The sequence below is a fragment of the Vibrio hannami genome, assembly GCF_029589055.1.
GTDB lineage: Bacteria > Pseudomonadota > Gammaproteobacteria > Enterobacterales > Vibrionaceae > Vibrio > Vibrio hannami.
On sequence record NZ_JARQZP010000003.1, the window covers coordinates 1904552 to 1923306 of the forward strand.

Genomic DNA, 18755 nt, shown 5'->3' on the forward strand with positions numbered 1-18755 from the left:
AAAGCCTCACTCCAAGGAGTGAGGCAAAAAATCGAGTTTGAATTAGTCGTTTATAAGATTACTTAAGTTCTGGCCAGTAACCTTTGTTTGCTTCGATAAGTGCATCAAGGACTTTACGAGCTTTTTTCGCATCAACCACAGTGCGGTTAAGCGTTAGCGCCTGAAGTGCTTTGGTATAAGAACCTTCAAACCATGCTTCTACAGTTAGACGCTCGTAAGCAAACTGCTGCTCGATCATGCCTTTGTAGAAGGTTGGGATCTTACCAACACCGTATGGGCGAGGGCCGTTGAAGCCTAGCTCAGCAGTTACCTCAACCATAACATCGTCATCAAGGTTGGCTACAAGGCCGTTGTTTTCAAGGATAACAACAAACTTACGCTTCTGGTTAAATGCGATAGACTCTGCCACCTCAACAATCATGTCGCCGTGTGCATCGTTGTGTACAACTGTAGAGTTCTGAGTTGTACCATCGATAACTGCCTGACGACACTCGTCAAATACACGCTTCTCACGGCCATCCATAACTTCGTTTGCACGAGTGTACTCAGGATCAAGCTTAGAAAGTTTGTACTCTGGGTACAGGTAGTACTGAAGGTACGTGTTTGGCAGGTAATCCGGGAAGTCACGAAGCATGTCAGCAACGGCTGCGTATGTGTCTAACCAGGACTGATCGCGCTGCTCAGCATCAACTGGCATGAAGCCGTTTTCAGCGATATATGCTTTTAGCTTAGGTGCAAGATCTTCGCCTTCCTGGTTGTACAGATGAGTGAACCAACCGAAGTGGTTTAGGCCGAAGTATACTGGATCGAACTCATCAGGGTTTACATCCAGAAGACGACCGTATGAACGAAGTAGGTTCACTGGCTGGTCACAGATGTTAAGAATACGCTCATCCTGAGGGAAACGTTTCTTAAGTGCATCTGCCACGATTGCAGCCGGGTTAGTGTAGTTAAGGATCCATGCTTGTGGAGCGCGAGCACGTACATCTTCAACCATCTCTACCATGTCACCGATAGAACGCATACCGTATGCGAAGCCACCAGGACCACACGTTTCCTGACCGATTACACCGTGAGCCAGAGGAACCTTCTCATCTTTCTCACGCATCTCATAACCACCAGTACGCATCTGGCAAAGAACGAAATCCATATCTTTATATGCAACGTCTTTGTCCGTTGTATATTCGAATTCCAGTTCTGGGTACTCTTCAGAGAAAAGCAGTTTAGCGTACTCACCGATCACTTCCTGACGGCCAGCGTTTACATCAAACATTACCAGGCGCTTAAGAGGGAAAGATTCCTTACGCTTACAAAGCGCTTTAAGCAGGCCAGGAGTCCAGGTTGAACCACCGCCAACCAATACGATATTAAAAGCTTTAGTCATGATTACATCTCACTTAACAAATTTGATTGCGGACCCCGGAATAGCCGGGGTCAAATATTTAACAGAGTAGGGGGAAATAAGAGTCCGTATTAAGCCAGAGCTCGTTTCACGTCATTGGCAATAGCTTCTACCTGAGGACCATAGATAACCTGCACATCAACGTCGGTTGCACGTTTGATACCAGAGGCCCCCGTTGCCATTAGTGAATCGTCCTTAATCTTGTTTATATCCAGTACTTTTACGCGAAGGCGAGTAAAGCAGTTATCTACAAGTTGGATGTTGTCTGCACCGCCAAGACCTTCGATGATCTCTTTTGCTTTCTCAGAAGCAGGCATGGCATTGATAGTGACTGTCTCAGATTCATCTTCACGGCCTGGAGTCTTCACGTTCATCTTCAGAATCACAGTGCGGAATACGAAGTAGTACAGCGGGAAGTAGCAAGCACCAAGGACGAGTTCATACCACCATGCTGTTTGAGTACCACCAAGAACACCGAATACCAGGAAGTCAATTACACCACCCTGAACGTTACCGATGATTACGCCGAAGATCTGCGCCAGTGCAAACGACATACCAGTCATCACTGCATGGAATACGTACAGAATCGGTGAAACAAAGATAAAGCTGAATTCTAGTGGCTCAGTAATACCTGTTGTGAATGAAGCCAGAGCACCCGCTAGTACTAGCGCTTTAACGCGAGTTTTATGTTCAGGACGTGCACAGTGGTACATTGCTAGTGCAGCACCAGGAAGTGCAAACATCATTACCGGAATCTTACCCTGAGCAAGGAAGCGAGAAGCTTCACGCACAGTATCAAGGCTCATAGAGCTTGGGTCTGCCAGCCATGTGTTGAAGATACTTAATGCACCAACAATGCTTTCGCCATCAACGGTTGCCACGCCACCGATTGGGGTAAAGCGAACAGTTTCGTTCAGGATGTGGTGAAGACCAGTAGGAATAAGAAGGCGTTCAGTGAATGCGAACAGGAATGTACCAAAGCTGCCTGCTTCACCGATAAATTGACCGATGCTAGCGATAGCAGCACCAATAGTTGGCCAGATGAACGACAGGAATACACCTACAAGCGGAAGAACGATAACAGTAATGATCGGCACGAAACGACGGCCGCCAAAGTAGTTGATCGCTGTTGGCAGAGTGATTGTGTAGAAGCGGTTGTGCAGGTATGCGGCAATAAGACCAGCAATTACACCACCCAAAACACTCATGTGATAGGTAAAGATACCCAGAGTGCGACCAAACTCAGCGGCGTACATCATTGCAGATGTACGATCCATACCCTGACCTACAAGATAATCGACAGAAGTGGTTGCCGGGGTAAGGCCCTGAGCTAGCAAGCTGTAGTTAACACCAACGTGCATTGCGATAAAGCCCACGATAGCAGCAAATGCCGCAGTTGGCTTTTCGTCTTTCGCCATACCGATGGCAGCAGCAACAGCAAAAAATAGGGGTAGGTTACCGAAAAGGGAACCAGAAACTTTACGAATGAAACCAAGAATTAGCTGAACAATTTCTAGCTGGTTGAAACCTTGACCAGTAATGTTCGGGTTTTGAAGAGCGGCGGCCAAACCAAGGAAAATACCTGCAGCAGCGATTACCGAAATCGGCATCATCAGTGCTTTTCCTAAGTCCTGCAACTTAGACCCAAAATTCTTCATAACAAAGATACTCCATGTGTAATTTGAAAATTTAGTTTGTGATGTTCTATTTATGGGTGCATTAAACGCTCATTCTGTATAGTTGTCTATACAACTAGTTTGTTGATGTGATTGTCATCACGTTATGTATTAGAGTAAAAAATTTAAAAAAATCGCCGTGTTCAACCTAACTGATTGATAATTAGTTATTTAGTCGATTTCTGAATTTTATGATCAAAGAAGAAAAAAGTTACAGGTTGTAGAGTTGTCTAGATAACCCCTTCAGGGTAGTATGGTAAAACTCAGCGGCTAATAAACTTAGAACTAACCATGATAGACAAGCACTCTCCAATTCCCATCTATCTTCAGATAGAGCAGCTATTAACAGAGAAAATCAGTAACGGTGAACTGCAACCGGGAGATGCATTGCCATCAGAGCCTGAGATGACGGCTTTATACGGCGTTTCAAGGATGACGATTCGTAAAGCGGTCGACTATCTTGTCAGGCAAGGTGTTGTAGAAAGGCAGCGCGGCAGAGGGACGTTCGTTTCCGAGCCTAAGGCTGAGTTTAAAATGTCTCTTCCACTAGATAAACATCTGACATCCAGTGAAGTGGCTGAGTTTCTTAATGCGCCTATTCAAAACAAGCTACTTCACTTGTCTAAGGACGTAGCTAATGAAAAGGTAGCTGAGGCTTTAAAGGTAGAAGTAGGCACTGCGGTATGGCTAATGACTCGTCTTCGCCTGATTGGTGATATTCCATTTGTATACGAAAGCACCCATATGCTCTACGAGCCGTTTAAAGATCTCTCAGAAGATGATCTTAATGGTTCCAAGTACCTCTATGTTGAGCAGCACGGATTCAAAGTGATGGGCAGCCAAAAACAGATACGAGCCGAACTTCCATCACAGGAAGTAAGAACGCATTTAGGACTAAAACGGGACGAGCCAGTGTTAAACGCTTCATCTACTGCCTACCTGGACGACAATATTCCATTTGAAGTTTCAAGCATCTATTACAATCAGGAGTATTACACCTTTACGTTAAGTAGTGATAGGTAATAGCTTACAGAGGTTTGATAGAGTTAGCGTAATTATCAAATATTTTTTGATAAAGATTCTAAGATTTGGCTGTTTTTGGCGTGGTTATATCGAGCTATGATTACTCTCGTTGACACACATCGCTCTATTGAATCAGAGGACACTACAATGGCTAAACTAACAATCGTTGCTAACATCATCGCTAAAGAAGACAAAATTGAACTGGTAAAGGCTGAGCTACTTAAGCTTATTGACATTACTCGCGCGGAAGAAGGTTGCATCAACTACGATCTGCATCAGGATAATGAGAATCCTAAACACTTCTTGTTTTACGAGAACTGGGAATCACGTGAACTTTGGCAGGCACATATGGGTAACCAACACTTGAAAGAATATGTGGAAGCTACAGAAGGCGCGGTTGAAGTGTTTACTCTTAACGAGATGACTCAAATCGGTTAATTCGATCAGATGGTATTGATTACCAGAGGATTGGTTCAAAAAGGCTGACTATTTCAATAGTCGGCCTTTTGTGCGTATACAAAACGGGAGCAGAAGATGCTTTTAGAAGATTTACAGGTTGTATTAAAGGTTGCAGAGTTTCGCAGCATCACAGCCGCTGCTACTGCACTGGATATGAGAACTGCAACAGCTAGTGCTGCTGTAAAAAGAGTTGAAGCAGCGCTCGGCTCAGAGTTGTTTATTCGTACGACTCGTCAGCTCAGATTATCGGCTGCTGGAGAAAGGTATCTTCCTGAGTGCGAAAAGGCCTTACTGATGCTTGATCTCGCCAAACAGAATATTAAAGAAGAGCAGGATACTCTGGATGGAGAAATTCGTATATCGCTCTCATCCGACCTGGGGCGCAATCTGGTAACGCCGTGGCTGGACGAGTTTATGGATGCCAATCCTAACGTCACTCTTAGAAGCAATATCAGCGACAGCAATATCGATTTTTATCGTGATTCAATCGATATGGCATTGCGCTATGGCTCTCCCAATGACTCAAACATGTATGGTTTTAAGATTTGTGATGTCCCGCGCCTGTTATGTGCGACCAAAGAGTATCTAGAGCAAAATGGTGAGCCAAAACACCCTGACGATTTGGTTTCACATAATGCCTTACTTTATCAGCTACATGATACCTTGCAGGATAGCTGGAAGTTTTCAAACGGAACAAAAGAGCACAAAGTGAAGCTCAAAGGCAATAGAGCTTCGAATGATGGTGACCTCGTAAAGCGATGGTGTGTTGCAGGCCAAGGGGTAACAATAAAATCTTGCCTGGATATGTCTTCAGAACTTCTCTCTGGGAAAGTTGTGAATGTGATGCCGGAGTTTAAGCCCACGCCGACGGAGCTATGGCTAATCTGCCCAAGTAAGCAGTCTATTACTCCGGGAGTTAGGCAACTTAGAGATTTGTTCAGACAAAAGGCCAGTGAGATTCTGACCCGGTTGTCTGAGAAGGGGATTGTTGGCGAAGCTATTTAAATCATACGCTGACGCAGTTGATAAAATAGCTCATCAAGCTTGCCTGGTGAGCTTTCTGTGAAACGCGTCAGCTCGTGTTGAACTGAATCGAAAAACAGTTGGTTACTCATATCATCTAGTTTGGTGTAGTAATTAATGCGTCTTCCCAGCATAAAATTGTTTTGTTGATTTGAACTCATTGAAAGAAAGCGATCGATTGTGTTCAGGAAGTACTCTTTATCTTGTGGAAGTGAGCCATTTAATTCCATTAACAGGTTTATAGAATGGAAGTTACCGTAGCTTCCATTAACCTCGTTCAGCATACTGATAAGCTTTCTTTGCTCCTGAACCATTTCTAATTCGGTTAGCGGAGTAAAGTTGCCATCTTGAACCATTTGATCAAGCTCTGTGCCAGGCTTAACGGCGAGAGAAAGGACCCTAATCTCATCTGGATTTATTTGGTTAAGCAGCTGCGCTGTCTCAGTGACATGCGAGTCCGAAAGCTCTTTTCCGCCTAAACCAATAATGATAAAGGTCATCATCTTCATTCCAGCCTGTTTGGCGTATTCCGCAGATTTTAAGATTGATTTCGGAGTGATGCCTTTCTTCATTTTTTTCAGAACATCAAGAGAGCCAGATTCCATCCCACAGTAAAGCATGTTCAATCCAGCATCGCATATTGCCTTCATCTCTTCCGGAGACTTTTTTGTCATAGATTGAGCCCGGCCATAAGAGCTTATCTGCTTTAACTCTGGAAACGCTTCTTTGAGGGTTTTCAGTACGTCCAAAAGATCTTCTGTATCCATCGCGAACGAATCTCCGTCCTGAAGAAAGCAGGTTTCAAACTGACGGCTTTTATAAAAAGATTTAGCAGCCCAGATATCGTTTTTAATCTCTTCGACAGGGCGAACAGAAAATGACATGCCCTCAAATAGAGTACAAAAATTACATTTATTCCAAGGGCAGCCCTGAGTGGTGCGAGTCAATAAACTATTTGCTTCTGAAGGTGGGCGGATAGGACCTTGCTGAAAATTAGGAAGAGCCATTAAACGAGTCCAATAAGTTGTGAGCTATTGGGGGAGATATTACGTTAACTTAGCGCGGTGAAAAACGCGGGTACGTTTGAATTATTATCAAACATTTTTTGAGAATACACTCTAGTGCCCTCAGGCTGACTATATATACTCAAGGTACTTATCTAAACGGGATTGCAAAAATTCCCTTAGCTGCCGGACAGCAGGACTATACTGACTACGGTTTGCAAATACCATATAGAGAGGGGCGTTCTCACCTCGCCACTCTGCACAAACCTCGATCAACGCTCCGCTCCTAAGATCCTCTGCTATATCAATTAATGACTTATAGGCAACACCTCTACCGTTTATCGCCCATTGGCGAACCACATTTCCATCACTTGCCTTACGGTTGCCGTCTACCGTTACTTTTTTTGTCTCCCCGGTTAGCTGATGAGTAAAGTTCCACTTTGATAACAGCCCTTCATGTACAGAAAAACAGAGGCAATTGTGCTCAGTAAGCTGATCTGGAGAATCGATGGCCGGATGGCTCTGAATGTATGAGTCCGACGCACAAAGAATTCGGCGGTTTCCTTTGGCAACGGGCATCGCGATAAGTGAAGAGTCTGACGGTTCGCCAAAACGGAGTGCTATATCAATGGAGTGGCTATAGATATCGGCATAACTATCAGAGAGGTGTACCTGAACACTTAGATTGGGGTGCATATCCAAAAACTCATCCAGCAAGGGTATCAAGATCACCCTCCCTGTATCCGAGGGCATCGATATTTTTAACAAGCCTGATAGCGACTGTTTTCTGTTATCGATGCTGGTTAGCCCTTCCTGCAATTGGTCTAGCGCACTAATACAGTAAGGCAAATATTGCTCGCCTTGCTTGGAAAGCCTTAGCCTGCGAGTTGAACGGATAAATAAACTAAAACCGAGTTCAGACTCAAGCCTTTGGATAGCTTTGCTGATAGCTGCTGGAGTCTGGCCTAAATTACGGGCTGCTTCAGAAAAGCTGTTTGCTCTCGCTGTCTCTATAAAAACCTGAATATCTTGTAATGATTTCATTTTCAAAAAATGGTTAAAAGTGTTTTTCAATAGTAGTAGTTTTTCAAAAAATAATCCTCAATTAATATCAGTTCCTGTAGTTCCCTATCACTATTCGGAGTCAATCATGAAAGCTATCGGTTACCAGCGTGCATTACCTATTAACGATCCTGAATCATTACAGGATATTGAGTTACCTAAACCTGTAGCGTCAGGAAAAGACCTACTTGTAAAGGTTGGTGCCATTTCTGTAAACCCTGTAGACACCAAGGTAAGAATGAGAGCAGAGCCAGCTGAAGGTGAATACAAGGTACTTGGTTGGGATGCAGTTGGTACTGTTGAGCAAGTTGGTGATGAATGTTCGCTATTTAAGCCCGGTGACCGTGTCTGGTATGCAGGTGACTTAACGCGATCGGGTACCAATGCAGAGTTTCAATTGGTTGACCAACGAATTGTAAGTAAAGCGCCTGAAACACTGTCTGACGCCGAAGCCGCAGCGCTACCTTTAACAACGCTTACTGCATGGGAAATGTTGTTTGACCGTTTGGAAGTGGATGCGACTGAGCCAAAGAGTATCTTGATCATCGGCGCAGCTGGTGGTGTGGGATCGATTATGGTTCAGCTCGTGAAGCGATTAACCAAGCTAAAAGTGATTGGGACAGCTTCCAGGCCAGAAACAGCAGAGTGGCTGAAGAAACTGGGAGCGGATCAGGTGATAAACCACAGAAACCCTCTGAGCGAAGAGCTGGGTGAAGAGAGTTGTGTGGATTACGTTGTAAGCTTAAACGGAACAGAACAGCATATGGAAGAAGTGGTGAAGGTCATCAAACCTCAAGGTAAGTTTGGCCTGATCGATGATCCGCAAGAGTTTAACATTCTTCCGCTTAAGCAGAAGAGTATCTCGCTGCACTGGGAGTTTATGTATACCCGCTCTCTGTTTGAAACAGCAGATATCATTGAGCAGCACAAAATATTAGCTGCTGTCGCCGGGATGATCGATGAAGTGTTGCTTCAAACCACAGTCGGTGAACGATTCGGCAAGATCAATGCAGAAAACCTAAAACGAGCTCATGGTTTGCTGGAGTCTCAAAAAGCGAAAGGCAAAATTGTTCTGGAAGGCTTTTAGTCCTTATAAACAGTAGGCGGCATTTGCCGCCTACATTGAAGCTTTTGCATCGCAAGCAACTATCTCTGGTTATCTTTCAGAGGAGAAATGTTTGTGAACTGAACCTTCTGCCCGCTGACTCCTTTTTTTAGCTGAACAGGTTCAATATCCATAAGCCTGGCTTTGAAATAATAAGGCTGAAGGACTTCTGAATAAGGCTTGTCTAATGCGTAGTACAACGTAGCAGGCTTACCTTCATACTGGCTGGCAAACAGATAGCCAATAAGAGCGTGTTCGAACTGATGATACCCATTGCCCCAATGAAACGCTTTGGTTGATTTTGGACCAAGGCCAACACCACCATATTGATGATCAACCCAGACATCCATGTAAGTAGGTAAGGTGTTCCGCAGTTTGTCGGTTTGAGAGCCATCAATCAGTGAAAGCGTTATTGCAGCCTGATCAAGTTCTGCCCATTCCCAGGAAGAGATCCATTGGTTGTACGGACGGCTCATCCAACTAGATACTTTTTCTCCCTGCCACTCTTTCTTCAGATCGTCGCCAAAGTAGTCCGCAACCTGCGAAAACTCTACCTGGTAACTTGCTCTGGAAAGCGTGGTTTCGATGCCATCAATTGCAAACTTCTGCCATTGGCTGTTATCGACCACTTGTGATGTCAGCAACGTCATCCAGTAAGCTTTAATTGTGTGGCCGAAGTCATTGTGTTTTGCGTCCTGCATCATCATTGCTTTGTGGTGTACCGAGCCGTAAAAACGAGTTTCTTCATCGGAATGATAGTGGGTGAGCATCTGTTCTGTTAGCCAGTTAAGGTCAGTAAGCCATTTGCTCTTCGTTGGTTCTGGCAGAAGTGGGGCAACTAACAGTAGATAAGCATTTATCTGATCTAATTGCGCTACCAGTTCGCGCTGTTTTGCACTCTGGCCATCACCATCTTTTAGTATCCAAGCTAACCCTTCTCCATCAGCAAGCCGATACTTGTCGAATATAAACGCTTGTTGATCGACTAAAGCTCTTTCAACTTTTGCGTCGCGGGTTAGGTAGTAATACATAGCCAAACCAACAAGTGCATACGCTTGATCTTGTGATGTGCGCTGTTGCCATTCTAATCCGGGTTTACCTCGTTCGGTGAAAGAGATAAATCCGCCGTGCTCTTTGTCCTGAAGATTATCAATTAGGTAGTAAGCGCCTTTTTGCGCCAGTTCCAGCGCTTGCTTACTCCCAGTTAGGTGATAGATAACGCTATAGGCATAGGTCTGACGTGACTTCATTCGAGTGTATTCGCGTCCAAAATTCGGCGCTATCCAACCGGCGTTAAGCTCCGGGCAAACATCAGCGACATCAAGCACAGTGCCATCATCGCATCTGAAGGTAGGAAAGTTACCCATCGGTTTTCCCTGTGCAGAATCCATCATCCAGTAGGGCATTAAGCCTTGTTCTACATGGTCTAACCATTTTTGACCGGAAGGTAAGGAATGATTTTGTTCAGTTGCAGATCCATTTGCAGAGAAAAGCAGGGCTAAGGTGCTAGCGGTGATTATAGGAAGTGTTTTCTTGTTCATTACTTATCTAATGTATTAATTTGTTTTTTTGAATATATTCGTTATCCATTACGCATTTCGCCAAATACATCGCATAGTTAAAATTTAGTGATTTCTGATTTTTTAAATAAAGCTAAATAAGAATTATTTTTAGTTACCTGTTTGAGTTGTCTGTATTTCATAAATAAAATCTATGATTTAATTTATGAAATATAAAAGCGCGTACAAAAATTAGTGGTTATTAATTGCCTGTTTTTAGTGTAAATGATGTTTTGGTATGTGCATACAAGTATCTGCTTAATTAGATCTTTCTTTATAATGTATTGTAAATTGTTGTAATTGTTTGGGAATTGAATGTTTATTTCACTGTGATTACATGTGCATTTCAATAAGTCGTATTTTTGATATTAATCAAGAAATAAGTCCACTATTATCTGGTTATTTTAAATAAATAAAATTGAAACATTTTAAGAATATAAATTTCCTGCTTTTTAAGTAATAACTAAAAATCAAGGAATGTTATGTCTAACTTTAATAAGGCACTTATCGCATCTTCTATTATGCTAAGTGCAGCAACTCACGCGGCTGAAGCACCTAAATATGTCTTCTTTATGATTGGTGATGGTCTGAGTTCTGCTCAGCGCCAGATCGCTGAATACTATGTTCAGGATCAGAAGAACGATGCCAACTACCACCTGACTATTAACTCTCTGCCAACAGCAGGCATTATTACTACTCAGTCTTCAAGCTCTCTTGTTACTGATTCTGCCGCGGCAGGTACATCGCTTGCGACTGGCGTTAAGACTGATAATGGTGTTATTTCTCAAACTCCGGATGGTAAAAAGCTAACAACACTGGTTGAAGGCGCAGAGAAAAAAGGCTGGTCGACAGGCCTTGTCTCTTCTACTCGTCTGACTCACGCAACGCCAGCCGTATTCGCAGCGAGCAACGAAAACCGCAACAACGAGAACGAAATCGCAGCTGATTTTGTTGACTCTAAAGTCGATTTTTTTGCAGGCGGCGGCTACCGTCACTTTATTTCTGGTGAAGGTTCAAAGCGTAAAGATGATCGTAACCTGGTAAAAGAGTTTGAAGGCGAAGGCTACAAAACATTTATCGGTAAAGACTCTACTGTGTCATTTATGGATTACGCTCCTAAATCTGGGGATAAAGTTTTTGCTGCATTTACAAAATCTCACATGCCTTACGAAGTTGACCGCATCAATGCGAACATTAACGTTCCTTCTCTGGCTGAGATGACAGAAAAAGGTATTGAGCTTCTTTCTAAAGATAAAGAAGGCTTCTTCATGATGGTTGAAGGTGGTCGTATTGACCACGCAGGCCACGCGAACGATGTTGCTGGCAACATCCATGACACAATCGCATTTGATGATGCGGTTAAAGTAGCCGTGGAGTTCTACAACAAGCACAAAGATGAAACGCTAATCGTAGTAGTGGGTGATCACGAAACGGGCGGTATGGGTCTTGGCCTTGGCAAACAGTACTTTATGAACCTGGACAAAGTGGCTGACTTCAAAGAGTCAATCGATGACGGTCTTGAGAATGTTTACAAGAAGAAGCTTAAAGGTGACCGTCAGGCATTTTATGCTCACATCGCAAGCAAGTTTGGTATGAACGACCTTACTGCAGAAGAAAAAGCTTCTATCGAAAAAGCAATGGACTTCGTAGATGCTGGCAACAAAGATACCAAAAAAGCATGGGGTGGTTATGACCCAGTAGCGATGGCTGTTGCTCACGTTGCATCTAAGCGCGCAGGCGTTTACTGGACTTCTTACGCACACACTGCGGTTCAGGTACCGGTATCTGCAATCGGTGTTGCTTCTACTGATTTCGGTGGTTTCAGCGATAACACTGACGTTGCTAAGAAACTCGCTAATCTGATGGACGTTAAAATTGGCCTGTAATTGCAACTAATAAACTTCCTTCCGGGCAGAGGGTTTAACCTCTGCCTTGCTTTTTATCGGTTCTAAAGGATTTCTTTCCATGCGCGCACTCACTCTGCTTCTGGCTACTTTGGTAGCGGCTTTTATGTATCACCTCTCTTTTGGATTCAAGAACGATAGCTCTGTATCACACCACATTGCGACTGTTGATGTAGTAAACAATGAGCGAGTCACTATTGTTGGTACAGGCAGGTTAGGGGATCAAAAGTTACAAGTTGAAGTAGAGGGTAAGCAGATAGAGATCAGCAACTTGCTGGTCGGAGCGATGGAATACGACGAGTTTTATGAGGTGGGTGACCGAATTGTTGTTGCAGAGCAGAATGGACGTTATCACGCGGTCGCTCTGTTTCGATTACCAGTGCTGATTGGGTTGCTGGTTTTATTTGCCTGCGGCTTATTGATGTATGCACGAAAGGTGGGGCTCTACTCACTACTCTCTTTTATGGGTTCTGTTGGAATTATTTTTGGCATCCTGATACCAGGGCTCTTGGCAGGATTCTCACCAATATTGATTACCAGCATTACAGTGTTTGTATTAAGTGGAATGATCATCCTGTCAGTTGCGGGATGGACAATTAAAGGCAAAGCAGCGCTAATGGGGACGACAGCCGGGCTTCTAGTTACAACCCTTTTATGTGTGATTGTTGGCAGATTGCTTCACCTGGATGGTATGACTCAGCCTTTAGCACAGCCGCTATTGTTTGAAAACGGAATGAAGCTCGATATGGTCGGTATCCTGTATGCAGCAATTCTGGTTGGTGCCAGCGGCGCAGCAATGGATGTGGCTATGGAAATGGCAGCAACCATGGAAGAGCTTAAAATTACCAACCCTGAAATCAGCCGCTCCGATCTACTTAAATCTGGCCTGCGAGTAGGCAATGCGGTTATCGGCACCATGACTACAACGTTGCTGTTGGCTTATGCTGGTGGATTTTTAACGCTTCTAATGTTGTTTGCAACCCGAGGAAACAGCCTTATGCAGATCCTGAATATGAAGCTGGTTGCTTCAGAGATCTGCCGTACACTGATCGGCAGCCTTGCTTTGATTATTGTGGCACCTGTTACCGCATGGATCGCCAGTTATATGCTGGATAAGAGTTTTGTCGTTGCCGGATCCGAAGATACAGCTGCGGTTATTTAAACAGCCGGGTGATATCTCTTGCCCGTTGTTCTTCAATAATCTTTACGTACTTTTCCAGTACCAAAAGGATCATCAGGCCTATTAACCAGATAGAGCCAAATAATCCGCCAAGGTATAGAAAAGCAACGCCGACCCGTTCTGGTTGCTCTGCAAAAAGAGTAATTCCACACGTGATCAGGGTTAATAAAATTGGAGCAGTTATTGTTAGAAAGTACTCAAGCCTTTTCATTAGTAGCCGTCCTGTTCTCTTGCGTCGATTTCTTCCGACAATGAAAACCCAATCAGAGGAATCAACGGCACTCCAATACATATAATCATCATGTCGAGATTGAGCAGCAATGAGAGCGCCAAAAATGTACCAACGCCGACAACTGTCCAGATAAGGGTAAAACCAAGCGAATATAGTGAATCGTTGTTGTTATTACTCATTAGAATCACTCTTTTGGCATTTCAATAGCTCACTCCAGGAATCGAATGCGGCTTCGAATGCCATTTCAGATATCTTGTTTGCATCTTTTCCTCCCGTTTTACGTGGCTTGGCTTTCCAGTCGAAGCTTAGATTGCCCGAGCTCGAGTGGTTTCTGCTTTTAGCAACAATACTCATGTAATTCCTCTTTATATCGGATAACGAAGCAGGATATTGATATCCGTGCATCAATAGTGATTTGTAATTTAATCAAATAAATCAAATGTGATTGTTATAGGTGGGTAAGGATTTAATGTTGGCATTTCAATTGAACACTAATTTCGATTGAATTCACTTGAAATGGGAAGATATTGCAATATAGACCCATACCAAAGAGAAGGAGAAAGACATCATGGGTTATCTAGCAATCGCAATTATTTCAGAAGTTATCGCAACTACACTATTACCTTTAACTCAAGGCTTCACTAAGCTAATGCCTTCATTAGGTACTGCTGCTGGATACGCTGGTGCTTTCTACTTCTTGTCTCTGGCTACAGCGGGTGGTATGTCTAGCTCAACTGCTTATGCAATCTGGTGTGGTACTGGTATCGTATTAATTGCATTGGTGCAGGCTGTACTGGGCAACATCCCGAACGCAAATACAATGATTGGAATTCTGTTGATTGTTGGTGGTGTAACCATGATTAACATGGGTGGTGGAGTGGCTCACTAGGAGCCAAGATAACCCCGTCTTTCCTGTGAAGGCAGGAATCTATAAAACAACAATAGCCTGACCCTATTAGATTCCCGTCACCTCGCGCGCCCGCGAAGGCAGGAATCTACTCAATCATATCCACCTGATCTTACTCATCACTCCATTCAGCCCACTGACGCCAGCTTTCAATTAACCTCGGATCCCCATAAGTACGAGCAAATTTAGGGAAACTTTGCGGGCATGAAACCCCAATCGTTGCCTGGCTCCACAGGTTCAGCTTGTAATGGCTGCTATATCCTTCATTGACCATCGCATCATAGGCAAGATGGCACTTTTTCCAGAATGCATGATTTGTCTGGCCCTTAGTTGCTTCCCAGGGAAAAGAAGGTTTGTCGTCTACCTGAGCGTAAATCGCCTGACCCATCATATGCAGTAGTCGACTGATATTTTCTGCACCAATATCCTTAACTGTCAGGTTTTTAATTGCATCGATATCGGCGCCGACTTTTTCTGCAACACTGTTTATCACAAAGTCCATATTCAGTTCTGTACAGGTTTCGTAGCCAAACCAGTCTAGAATTTCCAGAATAGCGTCACGATAATCTTCTTTGGTGAACTTTTTCTCGCGCAGTGCTTTCCGATACTCGACAGATTTTTGGTTGTTCGATGTAAGGTAGGACTGTAGGTTTGGGTATTCTTCCAACGCATTGGTGTTTTTAGAAAGAATCTCCAGAAGCTTTTCTTGATCTGTCAGGATGTTTCCTAACTCAGAGCGGGTTTTACTATCCACATTCATTCCTTGTGAGTCTTACGTGTTGAAATAGTTATTGGCTAAATACTAAACCTTCATGGAACAAAGCTCTATAGCTGAAGCTGAATAAAAAGTGGGGGAGATCCGGTTCTATAGTCACATCCCATGTGACCTGAATTGATTAAGGTAGCTCGGATGGATTAAGAGTTGCTTAGTTCAAAAATAAGTTGTTCTAACTCAGCCATGCTCTTAAGAGAAGTCAGTTTAATCTGCTTGTTACCATTTACGATAATGGTTGGAGTAGCAGTGATGCGGTACTGCTCTGTTAGTTTGTCGAACAATGCCACTTCGTCTGCTACATTTTTACAGCTTTGACGAAAATCAACTGAACTGCCACCACAAGTTTCCAGCAGGTTTGCCAGATCATCTTTGCTTTTGGGTGCAATACTTGGCTTGAAGTGAATGCTCTGCATCAGGCTATCAACATACTCATGACCCAGCTCTTGTTTCTTTGCTGTTGCAATGCTTGCCTGAAATTCTTCGCCTAGCGGGCCAACTTTTACAGGGATATCTACAAACTCAACGTCTGCTTTTTTAGCAATAGTGCGTAGTGGGGTATGAACCGCTGCGCAAGGCTTACAGTATGGAGAGTAGAAAACCTTAACTTCTTTTTCAGTGGTAGTGTCCTGATCAAGAGTCACATAGTGAACACTTTCTACAAAAGGAGAGGCAAACGCTTTAGGGATGTTTTTAAAACCGATAGCGACAAGTGTCACAATAAGACAGATATAAGCAGCGGTAGCGTGCTTGGTTAAATCATTCATAACAGACCTATATAATTGGAGGAGAGATTTAATTATTTTAGGGAAAAAGAGAAGTGCCATTTAGACACTTCTCTTCTGTAGTGGGTGTACGTTATTCTTGATTAGAATACGTATTGAGCACCAACACCTGCAGAGAACTGGTGAGAAGAAACCTTACCTTTTGTCTCGTAGTTTACAGACATTGAGCCAGACCAGTTTTCAGTGAACTGCATAGCGCCACCTAGAGCCAGAGCTTTCTTAGATCCAGCACCACCGATACCAACACCAACACCGTACTGACCAGCAGAAGAAAGAACAGGGCGCGCGTTGCTGATAGCGTGAGCAGATGCAACTACACCGTCCATACGCTCTTCAACAGCTAGCATTCTGTTACCCATTGCTTCCATGCTTTGTTCTAGAGAACCAATACGGTTTTCGTGATTAGAAAGCGTAGTAGAAGCTAGAGCAGCTTGTTTACCTGCTTCTTTTTCAACTGTACCAGCTTCTCTTTCGATTTTTTCAGCTGCTTCAGCTATACGTTTATCAACTTCTTTACTGATTTCGCTATTGTTGCTACCGCCGTTTTCAGAAATCTCTTTTCTAAGAGCGTCGATTGCCGCTTGACCTTCTGCTTTAGCTGAAGCTATACGTCTGTTAACTTCTTCGCTAATTACAGCATCTTTACTACCACTATTATTGCCAGCTTCGTCAATTTTAGCTTTTAGCGTATCAATTTGCGCTTGTAGAGCAGCAACTTGGTCAGCACCATCCGAACGGATAGCATCGTTCACGCTAGTAAGTGATGTTTCGAGCTTAGCAACTTCACGACCACCTTGAGCCTGAATGCTGTTGTAAGCTTTCTGACCGTCAGCGCGGATAGCAGTGTTAACGCTTGTAAGAGCCGTTTCTAGTTTAGCAACTTCACGGCCACCATCTTCGCGTAGCTTTGCAGAAGACTTCTTAACTGCTTCATCAGCTTTAGCCTGAACGTATTCGATGCCATCGCCTTCCATTGAGTCGATTTTCTTGTTCAGAGAATCAGCAACAGATTCTAGCTTAGCAACCTCACGGCCACCTTCAGCACGTAGCTTGTTGTATGCAGTCTGACCGTCAGTACGGATAGAGTCGTTTACGCTAGTAAGAGCAGTTTCCATCTTAGCAACTTCGCGGCTACCAGCAGCGTTTAGCTTATCGTATGCAGCTTGACCAGCAGCAATACCATTTTGCTCAAGGTCAGTAACACGGCGGTGAGCCAAGTCAGCTTGAGAACGGGTGTATGCAACGTTTTCTTCGTTTGTAGTGATACGACGATGAGCCAGATCAGCTTGAGAACGGTTGTACTCTACGTTTTCGTCAGTAGCTGTAATGCGACGGTGAGCTAGGTCAGCCTGAGAACGGTTATACTCTGAGTCGTGCTTTAGCTCTTTGTAAGCCGTTTTTGAGTTGGCGATAACGTCATCTAGGCGAATACGGTCTTCGCTGATATCGTTTGTGCCATTGTTTTCGGAAGCTTTCAGCTGGTCTATTTGAGCTTGTAGTGCCGCAACTTGATCTGCGCCGTCAGCACGGATAGAAGCGTTTACGCTTGTTAATGCAGTTTCCATTTTAGCAACCTCACGGCCACCAGCAGCGTATAGTTTGCCTTCAGAAGCTGTAACAGCAGCAGCACCATCAGCACGGATAGAGTCGTTTACGCTAGTAAGAGCAGTTTCCATCTTAGCAACTTCGCGGCTACCAGCAGCGTATAGTTTGCCTTCGGAAGCTTTAACAGCAGCAGCGCCATCAGCACGGATAGAGTCGTTTACGCTAGTAAGAGCAGTTTCCATCTTAGCTACCTCACGGCCACCAGCAGCGTATAGTTTGCCTTCAGAAGCTTTAACAGCAGCAGCGCCATCAGCACGGATAGAGTCGTTTACGCTAGTAAGAGCAGTTTCCATCTTAGCAACTTCGCGGCTACCAGCAGCGTATAGTTTGCCTTCAGAAGCTTTAACAGCAGCAGCGCCATCAGCACGGATAGAGTCGTTTACGCTAGTAAGGGCAGTTTCTAGCTTAGTAACTTCACGGTCACCTGCTGCGTATAGCTTGTCAGATGATTTAGCGATACGAGCGTCAACTTCTTTACTGATGATACGAGCAGGATCGTTTTCTTCCTGGTATTTCTCAAGCTCTTTTACAGCTTTGTGGTTTGCTTCGATAGCTTTTTCGATATCCTGACCGTCCCACTTGTAGTTGTCGGTAACGATCTTGTTTAGTTCGCTATTAGATAGACCAACATCCATATTGTTATCACGAGCATAAGCCGCTGCATCGGCAATTAGAGAGTTTGATGCACTCATCGCTTTATCTGCATACACAGGGTTGCCATCGTGCTTAACGAATACGTTCTTTAATGCTTCACGAATTGCTTCACCGTTACCGCTTTCGTGTGCATCACGAACTAGTTCAAACGCGATTTCGCGACGCTCTTCACGAGAGTCAGCACCACCAGTTACATAGCGTGTAAATTTTTCGCCCAGATTAGGGTCGATTTCAGAGATCTTCTCTGCAACCTTGTTGTATGAATGAGTCAGTCTGGCGCCATCACCAAAGCCGTTCAGGTTAGCTGACTCCGCAAATGCAGCGCCAGAAAATACAGTAGAAAGAGTTAGAGCTAATATTGTTTTTTTCATTGGAATATTACCTATGTGTAAACAGGGGAGTC

Annotated in this window: 18 protein-coding genes; 7 read left to right on the forward strand and 11 right to left on the reverse strand. The window is 43.9% G+C overall.

Annotated features, from left to right (window positions below; all coding sequences use genetic code 11):
• Nucleotides 1-58: 58 nt before the first annotated feature.
• Together P7F88_RS10280 and P7F88_RS10285 are read right to left on the reverse strand one after the other, a co-directional pair.
• A complete protein-coding gene (locus tag P7F88_RS10280; RefSeq protein WP_277824318.1) occupies nt 59-1384 on the reverse strand; it encodes a 6-phospho-alpha-glucosidase in 1326 nt (441 codons plus the stop codon).
• 89 nt (nt 1385-1473) lie between these two features.
• Nucleotides 1474-3060 (reverse strand): PTS transporter subunit EIIC, encoded by a 1587-nt coding sequence (locus tag P7F88_RS10285; RefSeq protein WP_277824320.1) that lies wholly within the window; start codon nt 3058-3060, stop codon nt 1474-1476.
• Nucleotides 3061-3369: 309 nt separating this feature from the next.
• Here P7F88_RS10285 and P7F88_RS10290 point away from each other — a divergent pair, with 309 nt between their 5' ends.
• The 3 genes from P7F88_RS10290 to P7F88_RS10300 all read left to right on the forward strand — a co-directional run bounded on the left by P7F88_RS10290 (nt 3370) and on the right by P7F88_RS10300 (nt 5565).
• The gene (locus P7F88_RS10290; protein WP_277824322.1) at nt 3370-4101 is read left to right on the forward strand and encodes a GntR family transcriptional regulator; all 732 of its coding nucleotides are present in this window, start codon (nt 3370-3372) and stop codon (nt 4099-4101) included.
• A gap of 147 nt (nt 4102-4248) precedes the next feature.
• Complete coding sequence (locus tag P7F88_RS10295; RefSeq protein ID WP_277824324.1) at nt 4249-4539, forward strand: putative quinol monooxygenase; 291 nt, start codon at nt 4249-4251, stop codon at nt 4537-4539.
• A 96-nt stretch (nt 4540-4635) separates the two neighbouring features.
• Nucleotides 4636-5565 (forward strand): LysR family transcriptional regulator, encoded by a 930-nt coding sequence (locus tag P7F88_RS10300; RefSeq protein WP_277824326.1) that lies wholly within the window; start codon nt 4636-4638, stop codon nt 5563-5565.
• Here the strand turns inward: P7F88_RS10300 and P7F88_RS10305 are convergent.
• Nucleotides 5562-6590, reverse strand: a complete 1029-nt coding sequence (locus tag P7F88_RS10305; protein ID WP_277824328.1) for a B12-binding domain-containing radical SAM protein — start codon at nt 6588-6590, stop codon at nt 5562-5564. The two genes, P7F88_RS10300 and P7F88_RS10305, sit on opposite strands and share 4 nt — an antisense overlap.
• 129 nt (nt 6591-6719) lie before the next feature.
• Complete coding sequence (locus P7F88_RS10310) at nt 6720-7631, reverse strand: LysR family transcriptional regulator (RefSeq protein ID WP_277824330.1); 912 nt, start codon at nt 7629-7631, stop codon at nt 6720-6722.
• Nucleotides 7632-7737: 106 nt separating this feature from the next.
• On the opposite strand from P7F88_RS10310, the gene P7F88_RS10315 reads away from it, so the two are divergent.
• Nucleotides 7738-8736, forward strand: coding sequence for a zinc-binding alcohol dehydrogenase family protein (locus P7F88_RS10315; protein ID WP_277824332.1), 999 nt, complete (start codon nt 7738-7740; stop codon nt 8734-8736).
• A gap of 59 nt (nt 8737-8795) precedes the next feature.
• Here P7F88_RS10315 and P7F88_RS10320 read toward each other — a convergent pair whose 3' ends face one another.
• On the reverse strand, nt 8796-10271 hold the full coding sequence (locus P7F88_RS10320) for an AGE family epimerase/isomerase (RefSeq protein ID WP_422127821.1): 1476 nt from the start codon (nt 10269-10271) through the stop codon (nt 8796-8798).
• A 524-nt stretch (nt 10272-10795) separates the two neighbouring features.
• On the opposite strand from P7F88_RS10320, the gene P7F88_RS10325 reads away from it, so the two are divergent.
• Nucleotides 10796-12199 (forward strand): alkaline phosphatase, encoded by a 1404-nt coding sequence (locus P7F88_RS10325; RefSeq protein ID WP_277824336.1) that lies wholly within the window; start codon nt 10796-10798, stop codon nt 12197-12199.
• A 79-nt stretch (nt 12200-12278) separates the two neighbouring features.
• A complete protein-coding gene (locus tag P7F88_RS10330) occupies nt 12279-13379 on the forward strand; it encodes a YibE/F family protein (RefSeq protein ID WP_277824338.1) in 1101 nt (366 codons plus the stop codon).
• Here P7F88_RS10330 and P7F88_RS10335 read toward each other — a convergent pair.
• The 3 genes from P7F88_RS10335 to P7F88_RS10345 are packed head-to-tail and all read right to left on the reverse strand — an operon-like array spanning nt 13372 to nt 13983.
• A complete protein-coding gene (locus P7F88_RS10335) occupies nt 13372-13608 on the reverse strand; it encodes a hypothetical protein (RefSeq protein WP_277824340.1) in 237 nt (78 codons plus the stop codon). The genes P7F88_RS10330 and P7F88_RS10335 overlap by 8 nt on opposite strands.
• The gene (locus P7F88_RS10340; protein ID WP_277824342.1) at nt 13608-13808 is read right to left on the reverse strand and encodes a hypothetical protein; all 201 of its coding nucleotides are present in this window, start codon (nt 13806-13808) and stop codon (nt 13608-13610) included. The genes P7F88_RS10335 and P7F88_RS10340 overlap by 1 nt, the downstream gene beginning before the upstream one ends.
• Nucleotides 13801-13983, reverse strand: a complete 183-nt coding sequence (locus P7F88_RS10345; RefSeq protein WP_277824344.1) for a hypothetical protein — start codon at nt 13981-13983, stop codon at nt 13801-13803. The genes P7F88_RS10340 and P7F88_RS10345 overlap by 8 nt, the downstream gene beginning before the upstream one ends.
• A gap of 214 nt (nt 13984-14197) precedes the next feature.
• Here P7F88_RS10345 and P7F88_RS10350 point away from each other — a divergent pair, with 214 nt between their 5' ends.
• Nucleotides 14198-14518: a DMT family transporter gene (locus tag P7F88_RS10350; RefSeq protein WP_277824345.1), complete on the forward strand. Its 321-nt coding sequence runs from the start codon at nt 14198-14200 to the stop codon at nt 14516-14518.
• Between the two features lie 130 nt (nt 14519-14648).
• On the opposite strand, the gene P7F88_RS10355 is transcribed toward P7F88_RS10350, so the two are convergent.
• The 3 genes from P7F88_RS10355 to P7F88_RS10365 form a co-directional block, all read right to left on the reverse strand.
• Nucleotides 14649-15290: a hypothetical protein gene (locus P7F88_RS10355; RefSeq protein WP_277824347.1), complete on the reverse strand. Its 642-nt coding sequence runs from the start codon at nt 15288-15290 to the stop codon at nt 14649-14651.
• Nucleotides 15291-15451: 161 nt separating this feature from the next.
• The gene (locus tag P7F88_RS10360) at nt 15452-16075 is read right to left on the reverse strand and encodes a thioredoxin domain-containing protein (protein WP_277824349.1); all 624 of its coding nucleotides are present in this window, start codon (nt 16073-16075) and stop codon (nt 15452-15454) included.
• A gap of 101 nt (nt 16076-16176) precedes the next feature.
• The gene (locus tag P7F88_RS10365; protein WP_277824351.1) at nt 16177-18723 is read right to left on the reverse strand and encodes a YadA-like family protein; all 2547 of its coding nucleotides are present in this window, start codon (nt 18721-18723) and stop codon (nt 16177-16179) included.
• Between the last annotated feature and the right edge of the window lie 32 nt (nt 18724-18755).

Excerpts from the sequence above, each read along its gene's own strand:
- P7F88_RS10280 (WP_277824318.1), bottom strand. The coding sequence starts at position 1,384 with ATGACTAAAGCTTTTAATATCGTATTGGTTGGCGGTGGTTCAACCTGG.
- P7F88_RS10285 (WP_277824320.1), bottom strand. The coding sequence starts at position 3,060 with ATGAAGAATTTTGGGTCTAAGTTGCAGGACTTAGGAAAAGCACTGATG.
- P7F88_RS10290 (WP_277824322.1), top strand. The coding sequence starts at position 3,370 with ATGATAGACAAGCACTCTCCAATTCCCATCTATCTTCAGATAGAGCAG.
- P7F88_RS10295 (WP_277824324.1), top strand. The coding sequence starts at position 4,249 with ATGGCTAAACTAACAATCGTTGCTAACATCATCGCTAAAGAAGACAAA.
- P7F88_RS10300 (WP_277824326.1), top strand. The coding sequence starts at position 4,636 with ATGCTTTTAGAAGATTTACAGGTTGTATTAAAGGTTGCAGAGTTTCGC.
- P7F88_RS10305 (WP_277824328.1), bottom strand. The coding sequence starts at position 6,590 with ATGGCTCTTCCTAATTTTCAGCAAGGTCCTATCCGCCCACCTTCAGAA.
- P7F88_RS10310 (WP_277824330.1), bottom strand. The coding sequence starts at position 7,631 with ATGAAATCATTACAAGATATTCAGGTTTTTATAGAGACAGCGAGAGCA.
- P7F88_RS10315 (WP_277824332.1), top strand. The coding sequence starts at position 7,738 with ATGAAAGCTATCGGTTACCAGCGTGCATTACCTATTAACGATCCTGAA.
- P7F88_RS10325 (WP_277824336.1), top strand. The coding sequence starts at position 10,796 with ATGTCTAACTTTAATAAGGCACTTATCGCATCTTCTATTATGCTAAGT.
- P7F88_RS10330 (WP_277824338.1), top strand. The coding sequence starts at position 12,279 with ATGCGCGCACTCACTCTGCTTCTGGCTACTTTGGTAGCGGCTTTTATG.
- P7F88_RS10335 (WP_277824340.1), bottom strand. The coding sequence starts at position 13,608 with ATGAAAAGGCTTGAGTACTTTCTAACAATAACTGCTCCAATTTTATTA.
- P7F88_RS10340 (WP_277824342.1), bottom strand. The coding sequence starts at position 13,808 with ATGAGTAATAACAACAACGATTCACTATATTCGCTTGGTTTTACCCTT.
- P7F88_RS10345 (WP_277824344.1), bottom strand. The coding sequence starts at position 13,983 with ATGAGTATTGTTGCTAAAAGCAGAAACCACTCGAGCTCGGGCAATCTA.
- P7F88_RS10350 (WP_277824345.1), top strand. The coding sequence starts at position 14,198 with ATGGGTTATCTAGCAATCGCAATTATTTCAGAAGTTATCGCAACTACA.
- P7F88_RS10360 (WP_277824349.1), bottom strand. The coding sequence starts at position 16,075 with ATGAATGATTTAACCAAGCACGCTACCGCTGCTTATATCTGTCTTATT.
- P7F88_RS10365 (WP_277824351.1), bottom strand. The coding sequence starts at position 18,723 with ATGAAAAAAACAATATTAGCTCTAACTCTTTCTACTGTATTTTCTGGC.